Raw genomic sequence first — 12,690 nt, forward strand, 5'->3', positions numbered from 1 at the left:
TTCGAGATTTTTCAATGAAACCCGATCACGGCTGCGGGATATCGCCGGTTTGGGGTCCATCTGCCGCATCCCCCAGCATGCGGACCTCGCGTTGCGGGAACGGAATCGAGATGTCGTTGGCCTGAAAGGCGTCCCAGAGCGCGAGGTAGACATTGCCGCGGATGTTGGTCAGCCCGGCGGTGGGATCCTTGATCCAGAAGCGCAGGATATAGTCGACCGAGCTGTCTCCGAAGCCGACGATGTGGCACACGGGCTTGTTGGGGTGGGTCAGCACGCGGGTGACGCCGGCGGCGGCTTCGATGGCCAGGGCGCGCACCTTGTGGGGGTCGTCGTCGTAGGAGGTGCCGAAGAAGATATCGAGCCGCACGAAATCCGAGGAATGCGACCAGTTCACCAACTGCCCGGTGATCAGATCCTCGTTCGGCACCAGGTATTCCTTGCCGTCGCGGGTGACGACGCTGACATAGCGGGCGCCCAGCGCGTTGATCCAGCCGAAGGTTTCGCCCAGCGAGATCACGTCGCCCGGCTTGATCGACTTGTCGAGCAGAATGATGATGCCGGAGACGAGGTTCGACACCACTTTTTGCAAACCAAAGCCCAGCCCCACGCCGATCGCGCCCGACAGGAAGGCCAGACCGGTCAGGTCGACGCCCACCGCGTTGAGGCCGATGAACAGGGCGGCGCCATAAAGCACCACCTGCAGGAACTTGACCGCCAGCACCTGCATCGAGGGCGAGATATCCTCGTTCTTGCGGATGCGGTCCGTGGTGGTCTTGGCGATGAACCGCGCCAGCGCGATGGTCACGGTCAGCATCACCAGCGCCTGCACCAGCAGCCAGGCCGAGAAGCGCGCCTCGCCGATCGTCACCGCCGCGCCTTCCAGCACGCGCTGGGTGTGGCTGGTAAGATTGAGGATCGACAGCGTGACCCAGGTCCAGGCGCCCCAACGGACGATGGTGCGCAGCAAGGCGTTGTCTATCAGCCGGGTCGCGAAGATCACGAACACCCAGGCCGTGGCGAGGTTGGCGATTATCGACAGCAGGTAGGAGCGCGATGGCCATGTCACCTCGCGCATGATCAGGACGGTGATCCACAGCAGCACGACGTAGAACAGCATCCGCAGCCGTTTCTGGATGGTCAGGACGAACCGGATGCGCCACATCGGCCAGCCGTCGCGGGTTTGCAGCCAGGCGCGCAGCCGCGGGCGGGCCAGAACCGCGAGGCCCCAGGCGAGCCCGAAAAGCGCCAGCGCGATACCTATCTGGTAGGCGTTCCAGGGCCGCATCAGGCTGCCTATATAGAATTCCGCCATGGTCCAGAGGTTGACCAGCAACTGCTGAACGAGGTCGAGACCTTCGGCGACGTCGTCTTGTGGCTCCATTCACGCTCCTGACCGGTGTCGGCACAGGCTTGCACGGTTCTCGCGGAGCAGACAAGCGTCGCGTGGCATGGCGGCGCGGCTCTTTTCCATCCCATCACGATTGTCCGAGCCGCATACCGGAACCCTTGCGCGACTCTCACCAAGCCTGTAAGTCGCAGCCCATGCATATGCTGACGGATATCCAGGACCGTGCCCGCCTGCGCGAGCGGTTCTTCGGCGCGACCCACACGGTGCTCGCCCGCCTATGAGCGGCCCTGACGCCAATCCGCCCCGCGACGCACACTGACATTCTGACAATCAAACGGGAGAGGACCAGCCATGTCCCCCAAAACGCTCTATGACAAGATCTGGGATGCGCATGTCGCGCATGAAGCCGACGACGGCACCTGCCTGCTTTATATCGACCGCCACCTCGTCCACGAAGTGACCAGCCCGCAGGCCTTCGAGGGCCTGCGCATGGCCGGGCGCAAGGTGCGCGCGCCCGAAAAGACCATCGCGGTGCCCGATCACAACGTGCCCACGACGCCCGACCGGGTGAACGGTATCGACAACGAGGAAAGCCGCATCCAGGTCGAGGCGCTTGACAAGAACGCCAAGGATTTCGGCGTCCACTACTACCCTGTCAGCGACGTCCGTCAGGGCATCGTCCACATCGTAGGACCGGAACAGGGCTGGACCCTGCCGGGCATGACCGTGGTCTGCGGCGACAGCCACACCGCCACCCACGGCGCCTTTGGCGCACTGGCGCATGGCATCGGCACCTCGGAGGTCGAGCATGTTCTGGCCACCCAGACGCTGATCCAGCGCAAGGGCAAGAACATGAAGGTCGAGATCACCGGCAAGCTGCGCCCCGGTGTCACCGCCAAGGACATCACCCTCAGCGTGATCGGCGAGACCGGCACCGCCGGCGGCACCGGTTATGTCATCGAGTACTGCGGAGAGGCGATCCGCGACCTTTCGATGGAAGGCCGCATGACGGTCTGCAACATGGCGATCGAAGGCGGGGCCCGTGCCGGTCTGATCGCGCCCGACGAAACCACCTTCGCCTATATCAAGGGCCGGCCGCATGCGCCGAAGGGCGCGCAATGGGAAGCCGCGCTGAACTGGTGGAAGACGCTCTATTCCGACGACGACGCCCACTGGGACAAGGTCGTGACGATCCGCGGCGAGGATATCGCCCCGGTCGTGACCTGGGGCACCTCGCCCGAGGACGTGCTGCCGATCACCGGCAAGGTGCCCTCCCCGGAAGACTTCAAGGGCGGCAAGGTCGAGGCGGCGAAGCGGGCGCTGGACTACATGGGCCTCAAGCCCGGCCAGCCGCTGACCGAGATCGAGATCGACACGGTCTTCATCGGCTCCTGCACCAACGGGCGGATCGAGGATTTGCGCGCCGCGGCCGAGATCCTGAAGGGCAAGAAGATCAAGGAAGGCATGCGCGCCATGGTCGTTCCCGGGTCCGGCCTCGTGCGGGCCCAGGCCGAGGAAGAGGGGCTGGCGGATATCTTCAAGGAGGCCGGTTTCGAATGGCGCATGGCGGGCTGTTCGATGTGCCTGGCGATGAACCCCGACCAGCTTAGCGAAGGCGAGCGTTGCGCCTCGACCTCGAACCGCAACTTCGAGGGCCGTCAGGGGTACAAGGGCCGCACCCACCTGGTGTCGCCCGGCATGGCCGCCGCCGCCGCGATCACCGGTCACCTGACCGATGTGCGCGAGATGATGTGAGGGTCAGGGGCGTGACCGGGATACGGCGATCAGGCCTTGCGAAGTTCGCTTTCGGACTTCAGCACCTCGTCGCCGTCGTCCTGCTCGATCCGGTAGGCCGGTTCGTCGTCGGAGGCGTCACGGGTCACTTCGTTGCCTTGCAGCGTCAACGTGATCTTCTGCGTGTATTTCTTGACGACCTTGCCGGTCCCGGTGCCATTGCCCCAGTCCCATTCAACCTTCGTGCCCGTCTGGTACGACATGCTCTGATCTCCTGATTACCCGCGGTCAACGCCGGCCCCTGCGCCACAGTTCCGCGATCCTCCGAAAGGACCCCGATATGGAAAAATTCACCAAGCTGACCGGCACCGCGGCCCCCATGCCGCTGGTCAACATCGACACCGACATGATCATCCCGAAGGTCTTTCTGAAGACCATCAAGCGCTCTGGCCTGGGCGTGAACCTCTTCGACGAGATGCGCTATGACCGGCAGGGCAACGAGAACCCCGACTTCGTGCTGAACAAGCCGCAGTACCGCGATGCGCAGATCCTCGTGGCTGGCGACAACTTTGGCTGCGGCTCGTCGCGCGAACATGCGCCCTGGGCGCTGCTCGACTTCGGCATCCGCTGCGTGATCTCCACCAGCTTCGCCGACATCTTCTACAACAACTGCTTCAAGAACGGCATCCTGCCGATCGTGCTGCCGCAGGAAGAGGTCGACAAGCTGATGGACGATGCCGAGCGCGGATCGAACGCAGTCATCACCGTCGATTTGGAAAGCCAGACCATCCAGGGCCCCGACGGCGGCGAGATCACCTTCGAGGTCGATGCCTTCAAGAAGCACTGCCTGCTGAACGGGCTGGATGACATCGGCTTGACGCTGGACAAGGCGGCGGCGATCGACGCGTACGAGGCCGAGGCCGCACAGGCCCGCCCCTGGGTCTGATTCCGGGCATGATTACGGCGCGGTGACCCCGCGCCGTGGCGTTCCGCCCCGCCTGGCCCCCTGCGACGCCACCGTGAGGCGATCCGGCGCTAAGCGCCGCATCTGCAGTATGTTACGGTCTCTAGTAGTGGCCGAGCCCGCATCCCCAACATCTTGGGGGTTCTGTTTTCATTGACATTTTCTCGTCTTGTCAATGATGCAATCCGGCACCACCCCTCCCACGAAATTGCCGCAAACGTTGCGTTAACCTTAAAGGCAGGTTGAGGCATTGGCCAAAAAGGGGCAACATTTGGGCAACAATGAGGCAGGCCGCGGCACTCACGCGGGACCAGACAGATACAAGGGCACGGCATCGTACCGCGCCCGGCCGGACTAAGGGGGACGGGCGGTGTTTTCACGCATGATCGGTGCGGCAATCAGAGCTTTACTGGCGTTTTGCGTCGTGGTTCTGCCTGCGCTGATGCTCGGGACAACCGGCGTTGACGGGGCACAGATCTCGGTGCTGATCGCGCTGTTGGCCGCGCTGTTCGTGTTCGTGGAATACGCATCCTCCTATCCCAGCTTCGTCGAGTTCCGGCAGGCACCGCCGTTCAACCGCATGCGCTTTGTCATGCTGGTGCTGATGGTCGTCTGCCTCACGTTCCTGGCTGCGCCCGGAGGCCAGTCGGGATTGCTGGGCGGCATCGTGGCGCGCGGCGCCTCGGCCATGGGCGAACTTCTGGACCTGCCGTATTCGCCGGTCCGCATCTTCGTGCTGGGCCTGCCGCCGGACTCCAGTCTTGCGATGATCGAACGCGCACGTGACGCCGCGGCGCTGGTCTATGCGCTGTCGCTGACGGCGCTGGGCACCTTCTGCCTGCTGATCCACATCTATGACTGGCCGTCGCGCAACGGCGCCTTCAACGTCTGGACCAACCTGCCGCTGTTCGATCCGACCACCGGCGGCGACGTGCTGCCGCGGCTGCGCCGGGACGGCTATCTCAACATCGCGGCCGGGGTCGTGCTGCCGTTTCTGATCCCGGCGTTCATCCGGATCGCCTCGGGGCTGTTCGACAGTTTCACCCTGTTTGACTCGCAGAGCTTTGTATGGACGATGGTCGCATGGGCCTTCATTCCCGCCAGCATGATCATGCGCGGTATCGCCATGAACCGGGTCGCCGATCTGATCGAGGAAAAGCGCCGCCGCGCTTATGCCCGCGCCCAGCACGCTGGCTGATCCTTCTGTGTCTGACGTTTGCGCTGCCGGCCACGGCCGAGCCTTTGCGGGTGGCCACGTGGCACGTGGAACTCAGCCGCAAGGGACCGGGGCTGCTGTTGCGCGACATCCTCAGAGGCGAGGATCCGCAGATTGCCGCCGTGGCCGCGGTGCTGGCAGAAGTACGGCCCGATATCCTGTTGCTGACCGATCTGGATCATGACGCCGGCCTGTCCACGCTGACGGCGCTGCGTGACCGGATCGCCGAGACGGGGCCGGAGTATCCCCACCTGTTTGCGCCGCCGCAGAACGCGGGACGCGACTCGGGTCACGACCTCGATGGCGACGGACGCCTGATGGAGCCGGAGGACGCGCTGGGCTTTGGCTGGTTCACCGGGCAGGGGGGCAACGCGCTACTGTCGCGATTTCCCCTTGATGAAAGCGGGGCACGCGACCTCTCGGGCCTGCTGTGGCGCGACATGCCGGGCAGCCTGATCGACGGAGCAGAGGTGCCGGCCGCCGCACGGGACGTCTTTCGCCTGTCCAGCACCGGGCACTGGATCGTGCCGGTGCTGCTGCCCGAGGCCGGCTTGACGTTGATGGCTTTCTCGGCGACGCCGCCGGTCTTCGACGGTCCCGAGGACCGCAACGGGCGGCGCAATCACGACGAGGTGGCGCTGTGGCGGTTAGTGCTGGACGGGGCGCATGGGCCGGTGCCGGAGGAATTCGTGCTGCTTGGGAATGCCAACCTCGACCCGGCGGACGGCGAGGGGCGGCACGAGGCGATCCGCGCCCTGCTGAACGACCCGAGGGTGCAGGACACGCGCCCGACGGATGCGGCCGCAGCCCAAGCGGCCAACGCCGGACAGACCGGCGATCCGGCGACGGACACCGCCGACTGGGACGATCCGGTGCCCGGCAACCTGCGGGTGGACTACGTGCTGCCTTCATCCACGTTGCCGGTGCTGGACAGCGGCACGCTCTGGCCGGCGCCGGGAAGCGTTGCCGCCGAAGCCTCGCGGCATGCTATCGTCTGGGTCGATCTAGACTGGCCGCCCGCGCGGTGAGAACTGCCGTCCGGCGGACGATGTCCCAAGGTTTTTGCCCTGTAATGACGCGCGCAACCGATCGTGCGCGGGGTCACCCGACCGCATATTCTTGACCCCAAGGCAGCCTTTGGCTAGGGCCTTGCCGGAACCCTGATTGACAAAGGAACCGCCCCAATGAGCACGCCCTCCCTCCTGATCCTGCCCGGCGACGGCATCGGCCCCGAAGTGATGGAGCAGGTGCGCCGGATCATCGACTGGTACGGCGACAAGCGTGGGCTGAAATTCGAGGTCAGCGAAGACCTCGTTGGCGGCTGCGCCTATGACAAGCACGGGGTGCCGCTGCATGACGACACCATGGCGAAGGCGCAGGAGGTCGATGCCGTCCTGTTGGGCGCCGTGGGTGGACCGCAGTATGACAACCTCGACTTTTCGCTGAAGCCCGAACGGGGCCTTCTGCGCCTGCGCAAGGAGATGGACCTTTATGCCAACCTGCGCCCGGCGCAGTGCTTCGACGCGCTGGCGGACTTCTCGTCGCTGAAGACCGACGTGGTCTCGGGCCTCGACATCATGATCGTGCGCGAACTGACCTCGGGCGTCTACTTCGGCGAGCCGCGCGGCATCCACAAGGAAGGCAACGAGCGCGTCGGCATCAACACCCAGCGCTACACCGAGTCGGAGATTGCCCGTGTTGCCCGCTCGGCGTTCGAGCTGGCCCGCAAGCGGGGCAACAAGGTCTGCTCGATGGAGAAGGCCAACGTGATGGAATCGGGCGTGCTGTGGCGCGACGTGGTGACCGAGGTGCATCAGGCGGAGTACTCCGATGTCGAGCTGTCGCACATGTATGCGGACGCTGGCGCAATGCAACTAACCCGCTGGCCCAAGCAGTTCGACGTGATCGTGACCGACAACCTGTTCGGCGACCTGCTGTCGGACCTCGCTGCCATGTTGACCGGCTCGCTCGGCATGCTGCCCTCGGCCTCGCTGGGTGCGCCGATGGCAAATGGCCGGCCGAAGGCGCTTTACGAGCCGGTGCACGGCTCCGCCCCCGACATCGCAGGGCAGGGCAAGGCCAACCCGATCGCCTGCATCCTGTCGTTCGCGATGGCGCTGCGTTACAGCTTCGATCAAGGCACCGAAGCCGACCGGCTGGAGAAAGCCGTCGAGGACGTGCTGGCGGACGGCGTGCGCACCGCCGATCTGCTGCAGGCCGAGGGCGCGGCCCCAGTGTCGACCTCCGAGGCCGGTGACGCGATCCTCGCCAAGCTCGACGCCTCGCTGTGATCAGTGGGATGGGGGCTCGGCCCCCATCCCCGCCTCCGCTGTTCACAGGTCTGCACTGGACGCATGGCCGCTAGAACGGCGGAGGACTTGATTTTCGCGGGGGTCTCGACCTAAGGGTCGGCATACGCAATCGTCCCGAGGGGCGGCAATCCCTGCGAGACTCCATGAACATCAAAGGCCTTCTGTACGCCCTGCTGGGCTTTGCCATGTTTTCGGTACACGACGTCGTGGTGAAATACCTCGGCGGCAGCTATTCGCCGGTGCAGATCATCTTCTTCGCCGGGCTGTTCAGCTTTCCGCTGCTGACCTTCGTGCTGATCACCGATCCCACGCGTGACAACCTGCGCCCGGTGCATCCATGGTGGGTGCTGGTGCGGGTGCTGACGGCGCTTGGTGCCGGGCTGATGGCGTTCTACGCCTTCTCGGTGCTGCCGCTGGCGCAGACCTATACCTTGCTCTTCGCCGCACCGCTGCTGATCACCGTGCTGGCCATCCCCATGCTGGGCGAAAGCGTCGGCCCGCACCGCTGGGGGGCGGTGATCGTGGGCCTCGCCGGCGTGATCGTCGTGCTGCGCCCCGGCGGAGAAGAGCTGAGCCTCGGCCACCTCGCGGCCCTGGGTTCGGCCGCCTGCAACGCGATGTCGTCGATCGTGGTGCGGAAGATCGGGCAGGAGGAGCGCCCGGTGGTGCTGCTGCTCTATCCGCTGGTGGGGACCTTCGTGCTGATGGGCGCGGCGCTGCCCGCCTTCTACGTGGCGATGCCGGTGATGGACCTCGGAGCCCTCGGCATCATCGCTCTGCTCGGGTTTACCGCCAGCATGTGCATCATCGCTGCGTACCGCTTTGGCGAGGCGGCCATCGTGGCGCCCATGCAGTATTCGCAAATCCTTTGGGCCACCGTCTTCGGTTTCCTGCTGTTCGGAGAAAGCCTCGACCGGCCGACGCTTTACGGCGCCGGACTGATCATCTTGTCGGGGCTCTACATCGTCTATCGCGAAAGCCGCGGCGGCAAATCGTCCAACACCCCGGTGCTGCGCAACCGCTCGCGCGGGTTCAGCCCGGGCAGCCTGCGCACCTCGGCGATCCTGCGGCGCTGGAAAGAGCACTGATTTCGTGACAATCCCCTTGCCAAGCGGGAAACGCCGATGTAATCCGCCCGACACGGTCGGAGTGTAGCTCAGCCTGGTAGAGCACTGTCTTCGGGAGGCAGGGGCCGGAGGTTCGAATCCTCTCACTCCGACCAATTGATCAAGGGTCCCCATGCGGGACCCTTTGTCGTTCTAGCAGCCTCTTACTCCGCTGCGTATTGCGCCGGGTGCAACTCGTCCGGCGACACCCGGATCGGGCCGAGGCTGTCCACCAGATACGACAATGCCGCCGCGCGGGCGTGGACCGGCGTGACACGCAGACTGGCATTGACCTGTTCGAGTCGCGCGGCCTCGGCGGGCAGTTGCGCGGGCCTGAGCCGGAGCCTACGCGGCACCGGAGAGATCAGCCGGAACGGTCGACCGGCGCGCAGGGCACGGATGGCGCGTTTGATAAGGTCCGCGGTCGGCATCAGGCTTTCATCGGCGAGGCTGTCGGGATCGGCGATGTAGCGGGTGATCGTGTCCGCCATGCCGCCGCGCGCCCGTCCGGTCAGCCGGCAAGAGGCCACCACGGCCACATCCCGCGCATAGATCACGGGCCGTCGGGCTATGCGCAGGCGCTGGATGATGTCGCGGTCCTCGCCGCAGTCGATGTTGGCGAAGCCGCCGATCGCGTCGTACCCGGCGCGGGTGAAGCCGAGGCTGGCGCCAGGGGCCTGCCCATGATGCGGCCAGGGGTTGAGCGGGTCCGGGCCGAGCATGCTTTCGAACTCGCGCGTCAGCAGGCCGTAGGCGCGTTCGGCGGCGCGCCGGTCGACGCAAGGGCCGGGCAGGCGAGTCACTTCCTGCGGGTGCGCGATGACATGGCCGCAGACCGCATCGGCGCGGGCCAGATGCGCGATGCTGTTCTTGGCCCAGTGGCGGCAGACGGTGCAATCCGCGTCGGTGGTCAGCAGATGCGCGACCTCGGGGTTCAGCACGCAGGCTGCCGCCATTCCGATGCGACGGGCCAGACCGGCATTGCCCCGCCCGGCAAAATCGATCTGAAGCACGCAGAGCGGCAGGCCCACGGCCGTGGCGGCGCGGCACGCAACATCGACGGTGCCGTCGGTGCAATCGTTCGCGACGACCACGGCGAAGGCCAGCCCGGCGCTGTCGGCCAGCGAGTCAAGGCAGGATGCAATGCGCCGTGCCTCGTTCATCGCCGGGATCACCACGGCGGTGGCTTGATGTGCGATCGGGCGCCCGGCGGTTCTGACCTGTACCAGGTCGCAGGGTATCGGCAGGCGGGCACAGATGTCGCTTAACGGTTGCAGGCTGCGAACACTCATCGCCGGCCGTCGCTCTGCTGCGTCGGAACCAGCCGGTCGATGCGGAAACGCGGTCTGCGCTCAGGCGTGTCCAGGGTATGCGTGGCGGCCAGGGCCGACGCGAAGAGGTTGGCAGCGGGGTCGCCTTGCAGCGCGTGTCCCGTGGGCCCGAGGTAGTTGACAGACAGGATCTCGGCCTGCGGCCATCGCGCCCCGATCTGACCGGCGAGGTCGGCGATGCCAGCGGGGTCGAGGTAATAGAGAAACTCGGACACCACGATCAAATCAAACGCCCCGTCCGGCAACGCGCAGGGAAAGTACGCGCAGGTGAACGCGCCCCCGGGCAAGGCCTCGCGGGCCTCTTCGATGGCCCGGTCGACGGCGTCCAGACCGGCATAGTGGTCGCAGATGGCGCCCAGCCGGCGGGCAAGTTCGCCGTTGCCGCAGCCGATCTCGAGGATCCCGGCGTACCGGTCGCGGCGCCGCGCGGCCAGCGTCGCGGCGAACCTGTCCTGCTCGTACCGGCTGGTTCGGAAGTTCCACGGATCGTCGGTGGTTGCGTAAAGGCCGCGAAGGTGGGCCATGTCCACGGCGCTCATCGCCGGACCTCGCGATAGAGCTCGGGGCTGGTGGCGAAGAACCGGGCGAAACCGGGTGGCATGGCGAAGCCGTCGGGATCATCGGTGATGACCGCGCCGCATTGGCTGCGGTGGGCGGCGATGGCGGCGGACTTGCGGCTCTGCCACGGCAAGGTGTCGAACTGGACCAGGCCGCCGACATCGTCCCAGTGGCGGTGCCAGCGGGCCCAGACCGAATAGTCGAACAGCCGCAGGCCCGGCAGCGTGTCGCGCACGGTCCGCGCAAGGCGCGCCACCGCGAGATGATCCTTGTGCGGGTCTTCGGCAGCCGGCGCGAAAAGGGTGCCGATCCTGAGGGTCCTGCACAGCGACAGGATCACGTCGGCAGCGTGATCGTGTGCCAGACCCGAAACCGGGGCCTGACAATCGCGATGATGGAGGCAGGTGAGATCCTTGATCGATCCGCCCAGCGTCTGCACTGCCTGCTCCAATTCGCGTTGGCGCAGGGCGGCAAGCCGGTCGCCCGGCCACGCCCGCGAACCGGGATGAGACCGCCGCCCATCGGTGACGCAGACCACATGCGCGCCGACGGTGTCGAAACAGGCGGCCAGAAGGCCGCCGCAACCGAGGCTTTCGTCGTCGGGGTGCGGCGCGAGGACGAGGATTGGCCGGCCGCCGGTGAGTTGGTCAAGGGAACGGATAGGTACGCTGGCCGTGCGCGTCATCACCTCAGCCATGCCAGAGGTCCAGCAGGGGGGCGGACCCGAGAAGGGCGATCCGCCCGGCGCGCTGCTGGAATGCATCGCGGGAGATTTGACGCATGTAGGTGGCGAGGTCGCGGGAAATGCGGCCGGTTTCGCTCATGTCGTCGAAGTGCTCCAGACCGACGCAGCGTTCCGCCGCCGAGATGGCCGACTGGCCGATCGCTTCGGTTTCGAGCCGAGCGAAGATCGACAGTGCGACGGAGCGGTCGGGATCGTCGCGGCCCTCTGTGCCTTCGGCAACCTCGGCCGCGCGTTCGACCAGTCCGATGGCCGCAATGGCGCGTTGCAGGATGCCCGTCAGGCGCGCGATTTGCGGCTCTGCCTCCAGCCTCTGTAATCCCGACAGGCGCTTGCGGGTCGCCTCGAGCAGCCCGAAGGTGCCGCCAAGCTGAAGCGCGGCGATCCGCCAGACGCCGGTGACGAAACCGGGTTCTGCAAGATAATCGCCGGGCGCGCCGAACAACGTGAAGGCATCGCGCGGCAGGTCGTCGAAATCGTAGGTTCCCGAGGCGCTGGCGCGCATGCCCTGCATCGACCAGCGGGCATCGTCCTGACGCGCGGGATCCGATGTGTCGGCAAGGCACAGCATCACGTCAGGCCCGGAATCGACCGTTACAACAGCCCGCGACACGACACCCAGCCCCGAGGCATAGCGCTTCTCGCCCCGCAGGCTGCCATCGTCGGAAACCAGCTTTACCGGCGCGGCACCGTCGGCCCCCCAGACGCCCAGCAGGGCACCGTCACAGACGGCCTTTGCCATGGCGTGCCGAAGATCGTCCCGTGCCAGCCGGTCGACAAGCTGGACCGCGTTCACGTGCCCCTCATAGAGCCGCGCCGCCGACAGGTTGACCTGTGCGATCTGCATCAGAAGGCGGACCGAGCCGACCGCCGCCTCGCCGCCCGTGCCGAAACCGCGACCGCCCAGCGTGACAGGCAAGGCACTCTTCAGCAGGCCATGGCCGCGCATGACCTCGACCGAAGCGCCGATATCCTGATCTCCGCGATCCTCGGACAGCGCGTTTTCGGACAGCGCCCAGAGGAGGCTGGGCGACAGCCGTGCGGCCGACGTGTCAGACACCACGCGAAGGCGGAAATCGGCGTCATGTCCTGAAGGGGTCTGATGTTTCAACGGGCGCGTTCCTGTGTGTCTGTTCGCCCGGACCACGGCCAGCCGGGGGCGTTTGCTCGAATGGCCATGGACCGTGTCGAAAACACCCATGGCCTGTGGGTCGAACAAAATGGCGGCGTGGTTGTTCCCATAATGCGCAAAATGCGGTGACACCGGGGGCAGCCACACACCGTCACGACCTTGGCAAATTAAGCGACCTTGGGTTGAACTGACGCTCCGGCCTCTATGTCCTTGCGAACGATTGCCGTGATCATTCCGAGTGAAGGAC

Annotated in this window: 12 protein-coding genes and 1 tRNA gene; 7 read left to right on the plus strand and 6 right to left on the minus strand. The window is 65.9% G+C overall.

The features are described 5' to 3' along the window. Nucleotides 1-25 precede the first annotated feature (25 nt). Nucleotides 26-1,381 carry a mechanosensitive ion channel family protein gene (locus tag AC04PT_RS17860; RefSeq protein WP_482875139.1) on the minus strand — a complete coding sequence of 452 codons (1,356 nt, stop codon included), beginning with the start codon at nt 1,379-1,381 and terminating at the stop codon, nt 26-28. 318 nt (nt 1,382-1,699) lie between these two features. Here AC04PT_RS17860 and leuC point away from each other — a divergent pair, with 318 nt between their 5' ends. Next, nucleotides 1,700-3,103, plus strand: coding sequence for a 3-isopropylmalate dehydratase large subunit (gene leuC, locus AC04PT_RS17865; protein ID WP_482875140.1), 1,404 nt, complete (start codon nt 1,700-1,702; stop codon nt 3,101-3,103). A gap of 29 nt (nt 3,104-3,132) precedes the next feature. Here leuC and AC04PT_RS17870 read toward each other — a convergent pair whose 3' ends face one another. After that, the gene (locus tag AC04PT_RS17870) at nt 3,133-3,345 is read right to left on the minus strand and encodes a hypervirulence associated TUDOR domain-containing protein (RefSeq protein WP_482875141.1); all 213 of its coding nucleotides are present in this window, start codon (nt 3,343-3,345) and stop codon (nt 3,133-3,135) included. A gap of 77 nt (nt 3,346-3,422) precedes the next feature. On the opposite strand from AC04PT_RS17870, the gene leuD reads away from it, so the two are divergent. The 6 genes from leuD (at nt 3,423) to AC04PT_RS17900 (ending at nt 8,796) form a co-directional block, all read left to right on the plus strand. Then, complete coding sequence (gene leuD / locus AC04PT_RS17875) at nt 3,423-4,028, plus strand: 3-isopropylmalate dehydratase small subunit (protein ID WP_482875142.1); 606 nt, start codon at nt 3,423-3,425, stop codon at nt 4,026-4,028. A gap of 388 nt (nt 4,029-4,416) precedes the next feature. After that, the gene (locus AC04PT_RS17880; RefSeq protein WP_482875143.1) at nt 4,417-5,244 is read left to right on the plus strand and encodes a hypothetical protein; all 828 of its coding nucleotides are present in this window, start codon (nt 4,417-4,419) and stop codon (nt 5,242-5,244) included. A 50-nt stretch (nt 5,245-5,294) separates the two neighbouring features. Beyond that, on the plus strand, nt 5,295-6,290 hold the full coding sequence (locus AC04PT_RS17885; protein ID WP_482875144.1) for an endonuclease/exonuclease/phosphatase family protein: 996 nt from the start codon (nt 5,295-5,297) through the stop codon (nt 6,288-6,290). Nucleotides 6,291-6,446: 156 nt separating this feature from the next. Further along, a complete protein-coding gene (leuB, locus tag AC04PT_RS17890) occupies nt 6,447-7,553 on the plus strand; it encodes a 3-isopropylmalate dehydrogenase (RefSeq protein ID WP_482875145.1) in 1,107 nt (368 codons plus the stop codon). A 164-nt stretch (nt 7,554-7,717) separates the two neighbouring features. Further along, entirely contained in the window at nt 7,718-8,662 is a 945-nt protein-coding gene (locus AC04PT_RS17895) for a DMT family transporter (protein WP_482875146.1), read from the plus strand. Between the two features lie 57 nt (nt 8,663-8,719). Then, a tRNA-Pro gene (locus AC04PT_RS17900) sits at nt 8,720-8,796 on the plus strand. A gap of 48 nt (nt 8,797-8,844) precedes the next feature. Here the strand turns inward: AC04PT_RS17900 and AC04PT_RS17905 are convergent. Genes AC04PT_RS17905 through AC04PT_RS17920 form a run of 4 tightly spaced genes read right to left on the minus strand, consistent with a single transcriptional unit; the run spans nt 8,845 to nt 12,422 of the window. Beyond that, entirely contained in the window at nt 8,845-9,972 is a 1,128-nt protein-coding gene (locus tag AC04PT_RS17905; protein ID WP_482875147.1) for a glycosyltransferase family 2 protein, read from the minus strand. Continuing rightward, entirely contained in the window at nt 9,969-10,550 is a 582-nt protein-coding gene (locus AC04PT_RS17910; protein WP_482875148.1) for an SAM-dependent methyltransferase, read from the minus strand. Before AC04PT_RS17910 ends, AC04PT_RS17905 begins: the two co-directional genes overlap by 4 nt. Next, nucleotides 10,547-11,266 carry a PIG-L deacetylase family protein gene (locus AC04PT_RS17915; RefSeq protein WP_482875149.1) on the minus strand — a complete coding sequence of 240 codons (720 nt, stop codon included), beginning with the start codon at nt 11,264-11,266 and terminating at the stop codon, nt 10,547-10,549. Before AC04PT_RS17915 ends, AC04PT_RS17910 begins: the two co-directional genes overlap by 4 nt. After that, nucleotides 11,259-12,422, minus strand: coding sequence for an acyl-CoA dehydrogenase family protein (locus AC04PT_RS17920; RefSeq protein ID WP_482875150.1), 1,164 nt, complete (start codon nt 12,420-12,422; stop codon nt 11,259-11,261). The genes AC04PT_RS17915 and AC04PT_RS17920 overlap by 8 nt, the downstream gene beginning before the upstream one ends. Nucleotides 12,423-12,690 lie beyond the last annotated feature (268 nt).

Source organism: Litorisediminivivens sp. KMU-197, assembly GCF_056858395.1.